The 17,166-nt window shown below is 63.8% G+C and carries 19 protein-coding genes; 11 read left to right on the top strand and 8 right to left on the bottom strand.

Annotated features, from left to right (window positions below; translation table 11 throughout):
* The first annotated feature begins 85 nt into the window (after positions 1–85).
* Positions 86–574, top strand: a complete 489-nt coding sequence (locus tag AC4K8G_RS02730; RefSeq protein ID WP_491732643.1) for a rhomboid family intramembrane serine protease — start codon at positions 86–88, stop codon at positions 572–574.
* Here AC4K8G_RS02730 and AC4K8G_RS02725 read toward each other — a convergent pair.
* From AC4K8G_RS02725 to AC4K8G_RS02705, 5 genes are read right to left on the bottom strand one after another with little or no spacing between them, the layout of a single operon-like run.
* Entirely contained in the window at positions 571–810 is a 240-nt protein-coding gene (locus AC4K8G_RS02725) for a DUF4170 domain-containing protein (protein ID WP_491732642.1), read from the bottom strand. The genes AC4K8G_RS02730 and AC4K8G_RS02725 overlap by 4 nt on opposite strands.
* A gap of 33 nt (positions 811–843) precedes the next feature.
* Positions 844–1,233 (bottom strand): hypothetical protein, encoded by a 390-nt coding sequence (locus tag AC4K8G_RS02720; RefSeq protein ID WP_491732641.1) that lies wholly within the window; start codon positions 1,231–1,233, stop codon positions 844–846.
* A complete protein-coding gene (locus AC4K8G_RS02715) occupies positions 1,230–1,583 on the bottom strand; it encodes a DUF3618 domain-containing protein (protein WP_491732640.1) in 354 nt (117 codons plus the stop codon). The genes AC4K8G_RS02720 and AC4K8G_RS02715 overlap by 4 nt, the downstream gene beginning before the upstream one ends.
* Positions 1,580–1,924: a phage holin family protein gene (locus AC4K8G_RS02710; protein ID WP_491732639.1), complete on the bottom strand. Its 345-nt coding sequence runs from the start codon at positions 1,922–1,924 to the stop codon at positions 1,580–1,582. Before AC4K8G_RS02710 ends, AC4K8G_RS02715 begins: the two co-directional genes overlap by 4 nt.
* Positions 1,924–2,454 (bottom strand): hypothetical protein, encoded by a 531-nt coding sequence (locus tag AC4K8G_RS02705; RefSeq protein WP_491732638.1) that lies wholly within the window; start codon positions 2,452–2,454, stop codon positions 1,924–1,926. Before AC4K8G_RS02705 ends, AC4K8G_RS02710 begins: the two co-directional genes overlap by 1 nt.
* Positions 2,455–2,596: 142 nt before the next feature.
* Between AC4K8G_RS02705 and eno the strand changes: the two genes are divergently transcribed.
* From eno to AC4K8G_RS02665, 8 genes are all read left to right on the top strand, one after another.
* Positions 2,597–3,886: a phosphopyruvate hydratase gene (gene eno / locus AC4K8G_RS02700; RefSeq protein WP_491732637.1), complete on the top strand. Its 1,290-nt coding sequence runs from the start codon at positions 2,597–2,599 to the stop codon at positions 3,884–3,886.
* A 140-nt stretch (positions 3,887–4,026) separates the two neighbouring features.
* Positions 4,027–4,293 (top strand): FtsB family cell division protein, encoded by a 267-nt coding sequence (locus AC4K8G_RS02695; protein ID WP_491732636.1) that lies wholly within the window; start codon positions 4,027–4,029, stop codon positions 4,291–4,293.
* Between the two features lie 9 nt (positions 4,294–4,302).
* Complete coding sequence (locus AC4K8G_RS02690) at positions 4,303–6,135, top strand: acyltransferase family protein (protein WP_491732635.1); 1,833 nt, start codon at positions 4,303–4,305, stop codon at positions 6,133–6,135.
* A gap of 77 nt (positions 6,136–6,212) precedes the next feature.
* Positions 6,213–7,262 (top strand): pyruvate dehydrogenase (acetyl-transferring) E1 component subunit alpha, encoded by a 1,050-nt coding sequence (gene pdhA, locus AC4K8G_RS02685; protein WP_491732634.1) that lies wholly within the window; start codon positions 6,213–6,215, stop codon positions 7,260–7,262.
* The gene (locus AC4K8G_RS02680; protein ID WP_491732633.1) at positions 7,262–8,683 is read left to right on the top strand and encodes a pyruvate dehydrogenase complex E1 component subunit beta; all 1,422 of its coding nucleotides are present in this window, start codon (positions 7,262–7,264) and stop codon (positions 8,681–8,683) included. Before pdhA ends, AC4K8G_RS02680 begins: the two co-directional genes overlap by 1 nt.
* Before the next feature lie 3 nt (positions 8,684–8,686).
* On the top strand, positions 8,687–9,346 hold the full coding sequence (locus AC4K8G_RS02675) for a squalene/phytoene synthase family protein (protein WP_491732632.1): 660 nt from the start codon (positions 8,687–8,689) through the stop codon (positions 9,344–9,346).
* A 65-nt stretch (positions 9,347–9,411) separates the two neighbouring features.
* Entirely contained in the window at positions 9,412–9,849 is a 438-nt protein-coding gene (locus AC4K8G_RS02670) for an EF-hand domain-containing protein (protein ID WP_491732631.1), read from the top strand.
* Positions 9,850–9,892: 43 nt separating this feature from the next.
* Positions 9,893–10,303, top strand: coding sequence for a BLUF domain-containing protein (locus AC4K8G_RS02665; protein WP_491732630.1), 411 nt, complete (start codon positions 9,893–9,895; stop codon positions 10,301–10,303).
* Here the strand turns inward: AC4K8G_RS02665 and trmFO are convergent.
* Positions 10,300–11,631 (bottom strand): methylenetetrahydrofolate--tRNA-(uracil(54)-C(5))-methyltransferase (FADH(2)-oxidizing) TrmFO, encoded by a 1,332-nt coding sequence (gene trmFO / locus AC4K8G_RS02660; protein ID WP_491732629.1) that lies wholly within the window; start codon positions 11,629–11,631, stop codon positions 10,300–10,302. The two genes, AC4K8G_RS02665 and trmFO, sit on opposite strands and share 4 nt — an antisense overlap.
* A 46-nt stretch (positions 11,632–11,677) precedes the next feature.
* Here trmFO and AC4K8G_RS02655 point away from each other — a divergent pair, with 46 nt between their 5' ends.
* Entirely contained in the window at positions 11,678–12,124 is a 447-nt protein-coding gene (locus AC4K8G_RS02655; RefSeq protein ID WP_491732628.1) for a DUF488 domain-containing protein, read from the top strand.
* Here the strand turns inward: AC4K8G_RS02655 and AC4K8G_RS02650 are convergent.
* Both AC4K8G_RS02650 and gyrA read right to left on the bottom strand, forming a co-directional pair.
* On the bottom strand, positions 12,121–12,588 hold the full coding sequence (locus AC4K8G_RS02650; protein ID WP_491732627.1) for a host attachment family protein: 468 nt from the start codon (positions 12,586–12,588) through the stop codon (positions 12,121–12,123). The two genes, AC4K8G_RS02655 and AC4K8G_RS02650, sit on opposite strands and share 4 nt — an antisense overlap.
* A gap of 94 nt (positions 12,589–12,682) precedes the next feature.
* On the bottom strand, positions 12,683–15,421 hold the full coding sequence (gyrA, locus tag AC4K8G_RS02645) for a DNA gyrase subunit A (protein ID WP_491734396.1): 2,739 nt from the start codon (positions 15,419–15,421) through the stop codon (positions 12,683–12,685).
* A 345-nt stretch (positions 15,422–15,766) separates the two neighbouring features.
* Here gyrA and AC4K8G_RS02640 point away from each other — a divergent pair, with 345 nt between their 5' ends.
* Positions 15,767–17,044 carry a tetratricopeptide repeat protein gene (locus tag AC4K8G_RS02640; RefSeq protein ID WP_491732626.1) on the top strand — a complete coding sequence of 426 codons (1,278 nt, stop codon included), beginning with the start codon at positions 15,767–15,769 and terminating at the stop codon, positions 17,042–17,044.
* Positions 17,045–17,166 lie beyond the last annotated feature (122 nt).

Genomic DNA, 17,166 nt, shown 5'->3' with positions numbered 1-17,166 from the left:
GTGGATCATCACCGCCGCGCTCGGCCTGGATCAGCAAGCCGCGCTGTCGCTCGGGTTCATTCCTGACAGGTTGAGCGGCGGGGCGGTGCCTTGGGCCGCGGTTCCGGCCATCCTCACGCCGCTCAGCGCGACCCTGGTTCACTCGGGGCCGATCCACCTCGGCTTCAATCTGCTGATTTTCATGTGGTGCGGGATGCAAGTGGAGCGCGTGCTCGGGAACAACGGGGTCGTCGTTCTTTACCTCGTTGGAGCGTACGCGGCTGCAATCGCACAATGGGCGCTCGACCCGAGCGGTACCGTCCCGATGGTCGGCGCAAGCGGTGCGATCAGCGCGGTGATGGGCGCCTTCGCGTTGAGCTTCGGACGCGCGCGAATGATTACCCGGTCGGCTGCGGTCAACCGCTGGATCAATGCCGTGTGGCTGATGGGCGCGTGGATCGTGCTCCAGCTGATGATGGGTTGGCTCGGCGACCAGCAGGGCTATCTGCTTGCGACCCCGGCCCATGTGGGCGGCTTTGCCGCAGGCCTGATCCTGCAGCGCCCGCTACTGCTGTGGCGCTTCCGGAAGGCCTAAGCCGGCTGTTTCGGCCGTGAGATTCCTTCGCCGTCGGGCTCAAGCAGGCGGTGCAAGTGAACGACAACATATTTCATCTCGGCATCGTCGACCGTGCCCTGGGCGCGGCCGCGCCACGCGTCTTCGGCGTCGGCATAATTGTCATAAATGCCAACGAGATCGATGGTGCCCAAATCGAAGTCGAGCGTGCGCGGATCCTTGACCCGCCCGCCGAACACCAGGTGAAGCTTGCTCATGACGGGCTCGCTAGCAGGATTTGCGGGCCGGCGTCAGCCTTTGCGTGCTGCGTCGAGCGCCGCGCTGGCCGAAGCGCGTGCCGCGTCGCTTACGCCCTGGAACAGGCTACGCAGCGTGTCTTCGCCCTTTTCGCGGTTGATCCCGGCCTCGTTCAGTTTCTCAGAACCCGTGTCCTTCGCAGCCTTGAAAGCCGCGCGCGCCGTGTCCTTGACCCGCCGGGCCGTTGGTCGAACCGCCCGCGTCTCAGCTTCGGTGCGCGGAAGCAGGGCAGCGATAATCGCTCCCGCGGCAATTCCTCCGGCAAGCGCAAGGAGCGGCGCTTCGGTCAAGGTGCCGACCGTGCGGTCGCGGGCGCCGGCATAGGCTTCGATGGCGCGCTGGCGACGACTAACTTCGGGAATGTCTCTGTCCTGCTCGGTCATGCAACTGTCTCCGTCTTAGCTGTTTTGGATGCAGCCTTGCGGCGCTTCCTGGTTTTTCTCTTGTCCGAAACCCCGCCGGCGATCTTGGTTGCAAGGTTCCACAGGGGTTCGCGGGCGAGGTACATCGTGATTGCGGCGACCACACCCGTCGCCGCGATGGGCCGAGCGCGAACGGCATCCACGGCGTCTTCCGCCATGTCGGCGCCCTTTTCTTTCGCGCCCTGCCACGCACCCTTGGCGAGCGTTTTGGGGCTAAGCCTGTCCTGAAGCTCCTGCGCAGTGCCCATCAGGCGGGCACGCGACCGCTCGACGTCGAGGCGCGCGGCGATGATTTCGGGGCTGTCGGTCATAGCTCTCGCTTCAGGCGCTCGGCACCGTACCATCCTAGCCCCGCAGCCAGCCCTGCGAACAGGAGCAAGCCGATGAAGCCGGCCGCCAGCGGACCGATGAACTTTGCAAGCGCGATGACGATGCCGACCGCGAGCGCGGTGATCGCCACCAGTGCGCAGATGAAGGCGGCCCCGAAGAGGATCGCCGGCAGGATGAGCGCGCGAGCCTTGGCGGTCCCAATCGCCTTTAAGAGGTCGATCTCGGCGCGCGCATAAGCCTTCCCCTCTTCGATGAGCTGGTGGACCAGTTCACCGATCGGGCGCTCGTCTTCGGGCGGACCGGGGTCGACCGGTTTCAGCATCAGTCCTCGTCGTCCTCGTCTTTGGCGAGGCCACTCTTGACCAAGCGCGCCACAACGAAGCCGACGACGGCGGCGCCAGCGAGTGCGATGCCGGGACTGTTGCGGACGAAGTTGCGCGTGTCTTCGATGAGCTCGTCGGGGTCCTTGCTGGCGATGCTGTTGGCGACATTCTCGATCGCGCCCGCAGCGCGCCGCGCATATTCGCCATATTCTTCGCCGAGCCGCTCATCGATGCCGTCGGCGGTGTCGCCGACCATCTTCGAGACGTTGGCGAGGGTTTCGGCCGTGCGCTCAAGTCCTTGGGTGACGAGGCCGCGCGCCTTGTCGCCCGCCTGACCGGCAAGCTGCTCACGACCGGTCCGAATTCGCTCGGTAATGCTGCCGCGTCCCGTCCCTTCGATGGTCAAGGTTTCATCATCCTCATCAATTGTGTTGAGCGGCTCCGCCGCGATCGATCCGCTGTTCGCAGCGGCGCCTTCGATGATCGTGTCGGTTCCTTCGGGGAAGTCAGCATTATTCTGGTCAGCCATTGCCCAATCTCCTTCACCCGATTCAACCCGAAGCCTCATGCCTTCGTTCCGGAGGTTCTGACGCGAAAGTTGCACGTCCGGACCCTCGTCCTATAGGCCTTGGCTACACCCATATTGTTACGCCTCCGCAAGAAGGAAAGCCATGACTGCGATCGTCGACGTCCACGCCCGCCAAATCCTCGATAGCAGGGGTAATCCGACGGTCGAAGTGGACGTGACGCTAGAGGATGGAAGCATGGGCCGCGCCGCCGTTCCTTCGGGCGCCTCCACGGGTGCGCACGAAGCAGTCGAGCTGCGCGACGGCGACAAGAGCCGCTGGGGCGGCAAGGGCGTCGAGAAGGCCGTGCGCAACGTCAACGGCCCGATTGGGGAAGAAGTGGTCGGCCGCGAGGCCGAGGACCAGGCAGAGCTGGACGCGGCGCTGATTGCGCTCGACGGAACTGACAACAAGGGCCGGCTCGGCGCCAACGCGATCCTAGGCGTGAGCCTAGCCACGGCCAAGGCCGCGGCGGACGCGCTCGGCCTGCCGCTATACCGCTACGTCGGCGGGGTCGACGCGAACCTGCTGCCGGTGCCGATGATGAACATCCTCAACGGTGGCGCGCATGCCGACAACGGCATCGACTTCCAGGAATTCATGGTGATGCCGGTCGGCGCATCCGACTTCGCCGAGGCGCTGCGCTGCGGCGCAGAGATCTTTCATTCACTGAAAAGCGCCTTGCACCAGGCCGGCCTTTCAACAGCGGTCGGTGACGAAGGCGGCTTTGCGCCGGCGGTCCAGTCATCGCGTGAAGCGCTCGACTATATCGAGAAAGCAGTGAGCGCGGCTGGCTACACGCTGGGCAAGGAGGTGCTCCTCGCGCTCGACTGCGCGGCGAGCGAATATTTCAGGGACGGCGCCTATGCCATGACGGGCGAGGGGAAGACCCTTTCCTCGAGCCAGAATTCGGACTTCCTCGCCGATCTTGCCGCCAATTATCCGATCGCATCGATCGAGGACGGCATGGCTGAAGACGACATGGCAGGCTGGAAGGAGCTTACCGAGAAGCTCGGCAGCCGCGTCCAGCTGGTCGGCGACGACCTGTTCGTGACGAACGTCAAGCGCCTGGGCCAGGGTATTGCCGACGGCATCGCCAACTCCATCCTGATCAAGGTCAACCAGATCGGCACGCTGACCGAGACGATCGACGCGGTGAGGATGGCGCAGACGAGCGGCTACACGGCCGTCATGTCGCATCGCTCCGGCGAGACCGAAGATTCAACCATTGCCGACCTCGCGGTCGCGCTATCTTGCGGGCAGATCAAGACGGGGAGCCTGGCGCGCTCGGACCGTACCGCGAAATACAACCAGCTTTTGCGGATCGAGGAAGAGCTGGGAGACGCCGCGCGTTACGCCGGGCGCGCGACGCTGAAGGCCTATCGTCCACAATAGCTTGCGGCCTATTCCACAAGTTTATCCGCGAAGTATCCACCAAATCATTCTTTTCACTTGCATGTGTGACTCACTCGTGATTCTTTGGGGTCACGATGCGGGGTGGGAAGCCAATTTTCGGACTTATTCGGCGTAGCGCCATGCCGGCGCTGGCCGTGATCATCGTTGGCACCTTCGCCGGCCATGCGATCGCCGGTCCTAACGGCATCCTCGCCTGGGGCGGTTACCACCGCGCGCTCAAGGAGCGGCAGGCCGAGCTCGCGCAGCTCGAGCAGCAGCAGGCCCAGCTGAAGCACCGCTCCCAATTGCTCGACCCCAACAAGGCCGATCCCGACATGGCCGATGAGCTGGTGCGCAAGGATCTGGGTCTCGTTCGTCCCGACGAAGTCATCATCCCGCTCGACTAGCGCCCCCGCATGAGGGCAACCCACACGCCCGCAGCGCAGCCAACCACCATTCCGTACAGGCCCGACATCGATGGGCTGCGCGCGGTCGCGGTTCTCGCGATCCTGTGGTTTCATGCCGGGCTGCCGGGAATGCCCGGCGGCTACACCGGGGTGGACGTGTTCTTCGTCATCTCGGGCTATCTGATCACCACGATCATCCGTCGCGATAGTGCTGCGGGCCGGTTTAGCTTCGCCGCATTCTACGATCGCCGGTTTCGGCGAATTGCGCCAGCGCTACTGACCGTGACGGCAGTAACGATGGCCGTTGGCTATGTGCTTCTGCTGCCCGACGAGCTCGATCGCCTTTCGAAATCGACCATCGCGGCGGTCGCGATGGTTCCGAACCTCTATTTCTGGCTGACCCTCAATTATTTCGCGCCTCCGCACTGGATGGCACCGATGCTGCACAGTTGGTCGCTGGGCGTGGAAGAGCAATTCTACCTGCTGTTTCCGGCCGCGCTCATTGTGGCCCAACGCTTGTGGCGGGTTCGGCCCGCGATCGCGCTGTTCGCAGTCGCATCGTTGACGCTTTGCATCGTCGCGACACCCGGCATGCCGGCAGCGTCTTTCTACCTGCTTCCAACTCGCGGTTGGGAGTTAATGTTCGGGGCATTGCTGGCGGTCGGCGTCGTCGTGCCAGAACGCTTCCGGGAAGCCGGAGCAGTTGTCGGTGCAGGGCTAATCCTCGCCGGATACGTGCTTCTGTCCGCCGCCGACCTGTTTCCGGGGTGGCGCGCGTTGCTTCCCGCGGTCGGGGCTGCGCTGGTCATTGCAGGCGGGCAGAAATCCGTCGTCGCGCGCGGCCTGTCCTTCGCTCCGTGCGTCTATATCGGCCGCCTCAGCTATTCTCTCTACCTCTGGCACTGGCCGGTCCTCGTGTTCATCCGCCATTGGCGGACCGAGCAGGTCTTGCCACCCGCATGGGCGATTGGCGGATTGTCCCTCGCCCTTGCGCTGTCAGCCGCAAGCTATCGCTGGATCGAACAGCCCGCCCGACGCCGTTCCGTACCGTTCCGGAACGTGCTGATTTCGTGCGGCGGCGGCGCGGCAGCGATCCTGGCCGCTTCGGGAGTGGCCATCGCAGGCGGTGGGCTACCCGCGCGCTTTTCGAAACAGGTGAATGACGTGGCGGCCCAGCGCACAGCCTATGCGCCGCTCGCACGCGTCTGCCTCGAGGTCGGAATCGAGAAAGCCATTCGCGACTGTCGGTTCGGCCCACCCGGTCCGCCGCAAGTTCTTTTGTGGGGCGATAGCCATGCGGCGGCGATCTCCGAAGCGGTCGGCGTCGCCATCGGTCGGCCGGGACTGCTCGTCGCGACGGGCGGCTGCGAGCCGATGCTTCATCCGGTCGCCGGGCTCACTGAACCCGTCTGCACCGCGACCAATGCGGCCGTCCTGCGGCTCGCGCTCGCCGATAGCGCCATAAAGACCGTCGTATTGGGCGGTTATTGGACGTGGGCGGAGCGCGAGGGCGGAGTGGCCATGTGGACCTCGGTCCAGGGCGTGATCGATCGCCTGAATGCGGCAGGAAAGACGGTCATCCTTGTCGCCGGCGTGCCCGAGCCGGGTGTCGACGTCCCTTGGGCCAACGCAATCCGCATGGCGACCGGCCAGCCCCCCCTTCGGATCCGCTGTCCGTCGTCGCACGTTCCCTTGTACGGCATTGTGCTGGTTGATGTGTCCGCCGATTTCTGCCGCGAACCGGCTTCGTTGCTATTCACCGATTCGAACCATCCAAGCCGATACGCGGCGTTGAAGATCATCGCGCCGGCAATCCGGCGCTCGGCGCGCTCGACCGGCTGATGAAGGGCGCGGTGCAGTTGCCGCTTGGGTAAGCGCCTCTTATAGGCTGGCGCGCCTCAGTCATAAGAGAGAATGCCGTGGCGAAGACCGCCAAGAAAGCTGCCATCCCGAGCCAGCAGCAACCCGAGATCGAACGTCCGCCGCAACCGCAGCGCTACAAAGCGTCGAAGGACGAGATGATGCAGCTCTATCGCGAGATGCTGCTCATCCGCCGCTTCGAGGAGCGCGCGGGCCAGCTTTACGGCCTCGGGCTGATTGGCGGCTTCTGCCACCTCTACATTGGCCAGGAAGCGGTCGCTGTGGGACTGCAAAGCGCGATGACGGTCGGCAAGGACAGCGTCATCACCGGTTATCGCGATCACGGACACATGCTTGCCTACGGCATCGACCCGAAGGTGATCATGGCCGAGCTCACTGGCCGCGAGGCGGGCATCTCCAAGGGCAAGGGCGGCTCGATGCACATGTTCAGCGTTGAGCATGGCTTCTACGGCGGTCACGGCATCGTCGGTGCGCAGGTGCCGCTCGGCACCGGCCTCGCGTTCAAACACAAATATGCCGAGGATGGCGGGGTGTGCCTGACCTATCTCGGCGACGGCGCGGTCAACCAGGGCCAGGTCTACGAAGCGTTCAACATGGCCAAGCTGTGGAACCTGCCGGTCATCTACGCGGTCGAGAACAACAAATACGCGATGGGGACGAGCATCACGCGCTCGTCGTCCGAGCCTTTGCTTTATCGCCGCGGCGAGAGTTTCCGCATACCGGGAATCCAGGTCGACGGCATGGACGTGCTTGCGGTGCGCGGTGCAGCCCAGGTGGCGCTTGAATGGACCCGCAGCGGCAAGGGGCCGATCATCATCGAGTTCATGACTTATCGCTACCGCGGGCATTCCATGTCCGACCCAGCAAAGTACCGCTCTCGCGAGGAAGTGCAGGACGTGCGTGAGCATAACGACCCGATCGACCACGCCGCGAAGGATCTTGAGGCGATGGGCGTCAAGGAAGAGGAGTTGAAGGCGATCGACAAGGAAATCAAAGAGATCGTCGTCGCTGCTGCGAAGTTTGCTGAAGACGCGCCGGAGCCCGAGCCCAAGGAGCTCTACACCGACGTCCTGGTGGGAAGCTACTGATGGGTATCGAGCTCAAGATGCCAGCCCTGTCCCCGACCATGGAAGAGGGGACTCTCGCCAAATGGCTGGTCAAGGAAGGCGATGAAGTGAAGTCCGGCGACATCCTCGCCGAGATCGAAACCGACAAGGCGACGATGGAGTTTGAGGCGGTCGACGAAGGCAAGATCGCCAAGATCCTCGTTCCGGAGGGCACTGACGGCGTGAAGGTCGGCCAACCGATCGCGCTGATGGCCGGCGACGGCGATGCAACCAGCGAGACGCCTGCTGCGCCCGCCGCCGAGGCTCCGGCGAAGCCCGCCGAAGAGCTGGAGGTTGAGATCCCTGCTTCGCAGCAGACGGAAGGTACGCCGACGCCTCATGTCTTCGAAACGGCAGCGCGTGACCTGGTCGCCGACGTCGCCAAGACCCACGAGGATCCGGAGATGCCCGAGGGCACGCCAATCGTGTCACAGACGGTCCGCGAAGCGCTTCGCGACGCGATGGCCGAAGAGATGCGCAAGGACGAGCGCGTTTTCGTGATGGGCGAGGAGGTCGCCGAGTACCAGGGCGCCTACAAGGTCACGCAGGAGCTGCTCCAGGAGTTCGGCGCCAAGCGCGTCGTCGACACGCCGATCACCGAATATGGATTTGCCGGGCTCGGAACTGGCGCCGCGATGGGCGGGCTCCGGCCGATCGTCGAGTTCATGACCTTCAACTTCGCGATGCAGGCGATCGACCACATCATCAATTCGGCCGCGAAGACCAATTACATGTCAGGCGGGCAGATGCGCTGCCCGATCGTGTTCCGGGGCCCCAATGGCGCGGCCGCCCGTGTCGCTGCCCAGCACAGCCAGAATTACGGCAGCTGGTACGCGCATGTGCCGGGACTGATCGTGATCTGCCCGTACAGCGCGGCAGACGCCAAGGGCCTGCTCAAGGCCGCCATCCGGACCGACGATCCGGTCGTCTTCCTCGAAAACGAATTGCTCTACGGCCAGCATTTCGATGTGCCGCAGATGGACGATTACGTGCTGCCGATCGGCAAGGCGCGCATCGTCCGTCCGGGTAAGGACGTGACGATCGTCAGCTACTCGATCGGTGTTGGCGTCGCCCTCGAAGCCGCCCAGGAGCTGATGGGGCAGGGGATCAACGCCGAAGTGATCGACCTTCGCACCCTTCGACCGCTCGACAAGGTGACGGTGCTCGAGAGCCTGAAGCGCACCAACCGGATGGTGGTGGTCGAAGAAGGCTGGCCGACCTGCTCGATCAGTTCGGAAATCATGGCCATCGCCATGACCGAGGGCTTCGACGACCTCGATGCGCCCGTGATGCGCGTCACCGACGTCGATGTCCCGCTGCCGTACGCTGCCAACCTCGAGAAGATGGCGCTCATCAAGGCGGCCGACGTGGTCGAGGCGGTGAAGGCCGTTTGCTACCGCTGAGCCATGCTCGGGGCTGACCTCGGGCTAGCCCTGACCTACGCACCGCTTCGCGAGCGGGCAGCGCTCGCGGCTTTGTTCGCGATCGACCGGGCGATGGGCGACGTGGTGCGCACCACCAAGGAGCCGATGCTTGGGCCGATCCGCCTCGCCTGGTGGCGCGAGCGGCTCGAGGAATTGGATAGTGGCGGGATCGCGCCCGCCGAGCCGCGCTTGTTCGCGGTCCAGCGGCACCTGCTGCCGCGCGGGATCACCGGCCGTGACCTAGCCGACCTCGAAGGCGGATGGCTCAGGCTGTTCGAGCCATTCCCGTGGGGAATCGAGACGAGCGAGGCGATCTGGTTTCGCGGTAACCTGTTGTTCGGTCTTGGCGCACGCGTGCTCGGTGCAACGGACCAGAGGATTCAGGGGGCGGGCGGATTGTGGGCGCTAGTCGGTGCCGCGCGGCATTGCAGCGATGACGCTTCCCGCGCGCTGCTGCTGGACCAGGCACGGACCTTCGCCGGCGGCCTTCGCGGCGAGAAGTTCGGGACTGCGCTCCGCCCGCTCACGGCGCTTGCCGCTGTCGCCGCGCGCGATTGCCGGCGTGGCGAGCCGTTCGAGCGCGAAGGCACTCCGGCGCGCGCCGCTTCGATGCTCCGCCACCGGTTCACTGGCCGCGTTTAGTTGACAGCTGCGATGTCGGTGATGACGATGACGACGTGCCGAATCTCCTTGCTCAAGGAGATTTCATGTTTCGTTTCTTCGCCGGCGCTGCCGCGACCTTCCTGCTCCTGACCGGTGCATTCCTGCTCTGGCAATCGCGCGCCGAGCGGTCGCCAGGCCTGCCACCCGCGCCGCCGCCCCGCGCAGCCAGCCCCACGATGTTCGCGCAGGCCGAGCTGGAAGCGCCCGAAGCGAGTCCCAAGAGCCGTGAGGAGAAGCGGTTCAGCCGGGCCGACAAGAACAAGGACGGCAAAATCCAAGCGAATGAACTGCTGGATCCGCGGCGCAAGGCGTTCGCCAAGCTCGACACCAGCGGCAACGGCACATTGTCGTTTGAAGAATGGGCGGTGACGACGATCGACAAGTTCAAGAGCGCCGACAAGGATCGCAACGGTTGGCTGACGCCAGCTGAGTACGCGACGACAGCGCCGCCGCCCCCGAAAAAGAAGCGATGCAGCTGTTAGGACTTGCGATCACGGGTTTTGCCATTACGGCGCAGGAATGGATTTGAAATCATTGACTTACACGAGCCTTGCAAGGCTCGACCTGGACGCTGCGGACATCGAGGCGATCCACCGGACCGCGCGCGAAGTGAATGCGCTGGAAGGCATCACCGGGCTGCTCATTTTCAACGGCACGCACTTCCTACAAATCATCGAAGGCGCGCCCAACGCGATCGATGAGTTGGTCGAGAAGCTCCGGCGCGATCCGCGCCACAATGGTCTCGAAGTCCGCGACGAACGGACGATTGAGGAGCGCAGCTTTCCTGACTGGTCGATGGAGCTGGTGCGCGTCAGCGCGAGCTATTTCGACGCGAAGGAGACAGTGTCGCGACAGTTGCCTCACACCGTCGCCGAACCCGTGCGCGACCGGGTTATCAGGATGACCGAAGCGATCTCCGGGACGGTCAGCCTCTAGGCCGGCTCGCGCTGGCGCGTGCTTTGCAACCAGTCGGCGAGCGCGGCGCGAGCGCGATCGGTATAAGCCTTTTTGCGGTCCGCCTTTTTAAAGCGCTCGGGCAGCGGCGGCATCAAGCCGAAATTGATATTCATCGGCTGGAAGCTCTCGGAATCGGCACCGCCGGTGATGTGGCCGAGTATCGCGCCAAGCGCGGTTTCGACCGGCGGCGGCGACAGGCTTTCTCCGCGAAGCTCGGCCGCTGCGAACCGTGCCGCCAGAATGCCGACGGCGGCGCTTTCGACGTAGCCTTCGCACCCGGTGATTTGGCCGGCGAAGCGGACGTTCGGCCTGGACTTCAGCCGCAGCTCGCCATCCAGCAGCCGCGGCGAATTGATGAAGCTATTGCGGTGAATGCCGCCGAGCCGAGCGAACTCTGCGTTCTCCAAGCCAGGAATGGTGCGGAAGATGCGGACCTGCTCGCCATGCTTCAGCTTGGTTTGGAAGCCGACCATGTTCCAGAGCGTGCCCAGCGCATTGTCTTGCCTGAGCTGGACGCACGCATAGGGCCAGCGTCCGGTGCGCGGATCGTCGAGGCCGACGCCCTTCATCGGACCGAAGCGCAACGTCTGCGGACCTCGCTCCGCTATCACTTCAACGGGCATGCAGCCTTCGAAGTAGGGCGTGTCCTTTTCCCAATCCTTGAACTCGGTCTTCTCGCCCGAATTGAGGGCGGCGACGAAATCATCGTACTGCGCCTTGTCGAGCGGGCAGTTGATGTAATCCTTGCCGCCCTTGTCCCAGCGGGCCGCCATCCAGGCGACGGACATATCGACGCTGTCTCGATGAACGATCGGAGCGATCGCATCGAAGAAGGCGAGGGCGCCCTGGCCGGTTTCGGCGGTGATCGCTTCCGCCAATCCGGATCCGGTCAGCGGCCCTGTCGCAATAATGGTCGGGTGGTCAGGCAGCACATCGATCCGCTCGCGGATCACGGTGACGTTCGGATGTTCCTCGATCGACTTGGTTACCTCGGCTGCAAATGCGTCCCGATCGACGGCTAGTGCCGAGCCTGCAGGAACGCGGTGCTTGTCCCCAACGCGCATGATCAAGGACCTAAGCGCGCGCATTTCCTGGTGCAGCAGGCCGACCGCATTGTTCTCGGCGTCGTCGGAGCGGAAGCTGTTGGAGCAGACCATCTCGGCAAGCCGGTCGGTCTCATGCGCCGGCGTCGCGTCGCCCCCGCCACGCATTTCACTGAGGCGCACGCGAAGGCCCGCTTCGGCCAGTTGCCAGGCAGCTTCGGATCCTGCGAGGCCGCCGCCGATGATGTGAATGTCGAAGGTCATGTTTCCGTACCTCGCAATGGCCCGCCGGACCGCCTAAATCCAGCCCATGCGTATCTTCACCATCGGTTATGAAGGCGCGACGATGGCCGAGTTCATCGGCGCCTTGCAGCGATCAGGAGTGCAACGGGTGATCGACGTGCGAGCGTTGCCGCTGTCGCGCCGCCCGGGTTTCTCGAAGACACCGCTCAAGGGGGCGCTCGATGAAGTGGGCATCGAATATATTCACCTGAAGGCGCTCGGAACGCCGGCCGAAGGGCGGAATGCCGCGCGCGCCGGGAGGCATGCGGACATGGCGCGAGTCTATGCGGGACAACTCGAGCTGCCGGAAGCGATCGTCCAGTCAGAGCAGATGATCGAATTGGCAAAGGAAAAGCCGAGCGCTCTACTGTGCTTCGAACGCGAGCCGGAGCACTGCCACCGAACCCTTTTGCTGAACGCAGTCGCGCCGGGCGTCGAAGTCGTCGACCTCTACGCCAACGCGGTTGGGAGTTAGACCGCCGGCAATTCTTCCGGCGCCGTTTCGCTCTTCAGCAGAGCCTCGATGTCGGGCACCGGGCGACCGCTCATTTCCTTGTTGACGGTGCACACGATTCGCCGCTCGACCTCTTTGTGCAGGCCCTTCTTGAGCATGCCGAGCGCCTTGGGGGGAGCGACGATGGCGAGTGCATCGAAGTCGTTGCGCAGGACTCGCGACTTCAGCTCGTCCGCTGCTTCCTTGATCCAGCGATCCTCTTCCTGCTGCTGGAAGTCGGTTTCCTCGTAGGTCGAGCGACCGTAACCGGCGCTTTGCTTCACGGTGCCCGGAGCGTCGCTCTTGATTTCGCGGTCCTTGCGATCCTCCCGCTGGTCATGCGCCTCGGTCCGAAGGTCGATTTGATTTTCATCGCCATGATTGCGGAAGAACAGCATCTTCCGGCCGTCGGCGACCAGGACCAGCGCATTGTGGGGAAGGGGCATGGACGTTTCCTCCTAAGTTGAATGTCTAGGAGAACGCGAACCTCACCAGCCCGGTTGCTGCGGTTCGTCGCAGCCTGAGCCGGACTGGACGGGGTTAATCCTGCTCCGGGTCGACGGGCTTGTCGAGTTCGCTTTCGCCGACGATCGCGTCGTCGGTCGGTTCGATCTCCTGGCTGCCCTCGATTTCAATCTCTTCCTCGTCGCTTTCATCGATCTTGGCGACGCTGACGACATGCTCGTTCTCGCCGACTCGGAAGATCGTCACGCCCTGCGTGTTCCGGCCCATCACACGGATGTCGAACACGGTCGTGCGGATCATCTTGCCCTGGTCGGTAACCAGCATCAGCGCCTCGCCCTGGTGCGCCGGGAAGGAGGCGATGACGCACCCGTTGCGCTCTGATGTGTCGATATTGGTAATGCCCTGGCCGCCACGGTTGGTGCGGCGATATTCATAGGCCGACGAGCGCTTACCATAGCCATTTTCGGTAACGGTCAGGAGAAACTGCTCTCGCTCCGCCAGCTCTGCAATGCGGTCGGCGGAGAGCGAGCATTCACCTTCCTTCTCACCCTTCCACGGAGCAAAGCGAAGGTAGGCCTCGCGCTCTTCCTGGCTGGTGCCGACGCGGCGCAGGATTGACATCGAGATAACCTGATCGCCTGCCGCAAGCCGAATGCCTCGGACGCCCGTCGAGGTACGCGATCGGAATTCGCGGACGTCGGTCGCCTTGAAGCGGATCGCCTTGCCATTGCGCGTGGCAAGAAGGACGTCGTCCTCCTCGGTAAGAAGCTCAACCCCGATCAGCCGATCGGACGAGTCGTCCTGCACATCGCTATCGTCGCTTTCGCTCTCGGTTTCGCTCGCGGGACCAGTGCCAAACCGCATCGCGATCTTGCCCGCGCTCGGGATGTTGGTGAAGGCCGCCATGCTGTTCCGCCGGACTGTGCCATTGGCGGTTGCAAACATGATGTGCAGCGCATCCCACTCGGCCTCGTCCTCGGGAAGCGGCAGCACGGTCGAGATGGTCTCCCCTTCGGCCAGCGGCAGGAGATTCACCATCGGCCGACCCTTGGTGTTCGGGCCGCCCTCGGGCAGTTTCCACACTTTCATCCGGTAAACGCGGCCGAGGTTGGAGAAGAATAGCACCGGGTTGTGGGTCGAGGTCACGAAGACGTTGGTGACCGCGTCCTCTTCCTTGGTCGCCATGCCGGCGCGGCCCTTGCCGCCGCGCTTTTGCTCGCGGAACACGGATAGTGGCGTGCGCTTGATGTAGCCGGCCATGGTCACGGTCACGACCATGTCTTCACGCTCGATCAGGTCCTCGTCCTCGATGCCGTCGGCGGCTGGCGCGAGCTCGCTCATGCGCGGCGTCGCGAACTCTGCTTCGACCTCGTCGAACTCCTCGCGCATCACCTCGTACAGGCGAGCGCGATTGGCGAGAATCTCGAGCAACTCGCCGATGCTCTTGGCCAGACCTTCAAGCTCGCCGCCAATCTCATCGCGACCGAGCGCGGTCAGGCGATGCAGGCGGAGCTCGAGGATCGCTTTAACCTGGGCTTCGCTAAGCTTGTACTTCTCACGCTTCGCTTGTGGCTCGACCGCCTCGACGAGCTGAATGTACGGGCGGATCTGTTCGCCCGGCCATTCGCGCTCCAGCAGCTTTTCGCGTGCAACGGCGGGGCTTGCCGATCCGCGGATCAGCTTCACAACCTCATCGAGATTGGTCACTGCGACGACTAGCCCGAGCAGGATGTGGGCGCGCTCGCGGGCCTTCAGCAGTTCGTGCTTCGAGCGCCGCGTGATCACTTCCTCACGGAAGCGGATGAAGGCTTCGATGAAATCGCGCAGCGTTAGCGTTTCCGGGCGGCCGCTGCGGATGGCGAGCATGTTCGCGGGGAATGACGACTGGGCCGGGGTGTGGCGCCAGAGCTGGTTCAGCACGACGTCAGCGGTCGCGTCGCGCTTCAGGTCGATGACGATCCGCACGCCTTCGCGGTTGGATTCGTCGCGAATGTCGGAGACGCCTTCGATGCGCTTTTCCTTGGCCGCCTCGGCGATCTTCTCGACGAGGCCTGACTTGCCGACCTGGTAGGGAATTTCAGTGAGAACGATCGAGCGGCGGTCACCGCGGCCCTCCTCGACGTGCGCGCGGCTGCGCATCATGATCGATCCGCGGCCCGACGTGTAAGCGCTGCGAATGCCGGACAAGCCGAGGATCAGGCCTCCCGTCGGGAAGTCGGGCCCTTTGACGTGCTCCATCAGGCCTTCGGACGTGATCGCAGGATCGTCCATGTAGGCGCGGCAGGCAGCCAGAACTTCGCCGAGGTTATGTGGCGGGATGTTGGTCGCCATGCCGACGGCGATGCCGCCGGCGCCGTTGACCAAGAGGTTGGGGAAGCGGGCAGGCAGGACCTGCGGCTCGCTCTCGGACGCATCATAGTTGGGCGTGAAATCGACGGTATCGCGATCGATGTCGCCGAGGAGGAAATTGGCGACCTTGGCGAGCCGGGCTTCCGTGTACCGCATGGCGGCCGGGGGATCGGGGTCCATCGAGCCGAAATTGCCTTGGCCATCGACCAGCGGCACGCGCATCGACCAGCTTTGGGTCATGCGGGCCAGGGCATCGTAAATCGCGCTATCGCCGTGGGGGTGATACTTACCCATCACGTCGCCGACGATGCGGCTCGACTTGCGATAAGGCCGGCCAGCGACATAGCCGGCTTCCTGGCAAGCATAGAGAATGCGGCGATGGACCGGTTTCAGGCCGTCGCGAACATCGGGCAGCGCGCGTGCCACGATCACGCTCATTGCGTAATCGAGGTACGACGTTTTCATTTCATCGACGATTGAGATCGGCGCGATGTCGCGGTCACCAGGGGGCGGGGGAGTGGCTTCGTCGATCGGGGGCTGAGTGGCCAAGAAATGGTCCTGCTAGATATCAGAGAATGTGCGTTGGGGATGCGGCCGACGCCGCGCCCCCCTACGCACCCTATCTAGGGTATGAACCGCCCGAACACCACCCCGCGCGTACGCGCACAGGCACGCACGCGCGCGAGGAATTCACCGGTTCAAAGCGGGTTCAGGGCACCAATGTCATGACACTTGGCGCGCCCGGCCCCTCGGACTAAGGCGGCCGCAATCCATTCCCCACTTTCCGCTCGTGAAGCAGGAGACGAACTAATGAAGCTTTCTACCACGGCGCTCGGACTGGCATTGGCGGTTTCGGCCGCTCCGGTCCTTGCCCAATACGACCGTCCGCCACCCCCGCCGCCGCCACAGATTCCGCAAAACATTCCGGCGGGCCGCGATGACAAGGCGCAGGCACAGCCCGACGACGGCAAGGTCCATCCCTCCGGCAAGGCCGTAAAGGCAATCGTGGATCTGCAGAAGGCGGTCAACGCCAACGATACTGCGAACATTCCGGCGCTCGTCGCTGCGGCGAACGCAGTCGCGACTACGAAGGACGACAAGTACATCATCGCCCAGCTTCGGCTGAAGGCCGCCTACGCCGCCAACGATGACGTGGCGCTTGCGGGCGCGATCGATGCGGTCGCGGCTTCGGGGTTTGTCGACAATCCGACCACCATGGCGGACCTGTACGTCGCGCTCGGCAGCAAGCTGTACAACGGCAAGAAGTTCGACCTTGCGGCCAGCGCGTTCGAACATGCAATGACGATTAGCCCCACGAACACCCAGGCCTTGATCAACCTGGCGGAATCGCGCTTTTCGCAGGGCCGCCAGCCCGATGCGGTGGCGCTGTTCCAGAAGGCAATCCAGCTGCGAACCGCAGCGGGCCAGAAGCCAGAGGAAGCATTGTACAAGCGCGCGCTCGGGATTGCTTACGGGCAGCAGATGCCGGTGGCGATCGACATCGCTCAACAGTGGATCACCGCTTATCCGTCGCCGGAAAGCTGGCGCAACGGCCTGGCGCTGTATCAAAACCTGGCCAAGCCGGATGTCGAGGGAGCGCTCGACGTGCTTCGCCTGATGCGGGCGACTGGATCGCTGAATAACGCGGCGGACTTTAGCCTTTACGCGACTGCTGCTGCCGACCAGTTCAACTATAACGAGGCCCAGGCGGTCATCGACGAGGGCCTGGCAAGCAAGAAGATCGATCCCACCAGCCCGCTGTTCCGCGACATCATCGGCGGTCTCAAGGCGAAGCCGAAGGCGACCCGCGCCGATCTCGAGCAGGCGATCAAGGACGCCAAGGACGGCAAGGCCTTTCTGCGTATCGGCGATCGCTATCTCGCGATGAATGACTATGCGAAAGCGGCCGAGCTGTACCGCCAAGCGATCGGCAAGCCCGGCGTCGATCCGAACGTTGCCAACATGCACCTCGGCATTGCCCTGGCGCGCAGCGGCGACAAGGCCGGCGCAACGACGGCGTTCAATGCCGTCACGGGCAATCTTGCCGGCATCGCCAAATATTGGCTGATCTATGTGAAGCAGGCTTAAGAGCTCGCGCATCAACGATGAGGGCGTCGGCGGTTCGCCGGCGCCCTTTTTTCGTGCCTGCGGCGGGTTTGAACTGTCCCGTTCTGGGATGGTTAAACAGAGCCTCCTTAGCGCTGAGTAAA

It is taken from the genome of Sphingomonas sp. SP3 (genome assembly GCF_058514305.1).
Note: the sequence above shows the minus strand (reverse complement) of the source record. Positions and strands in the feature narration are given on the sequence as shown.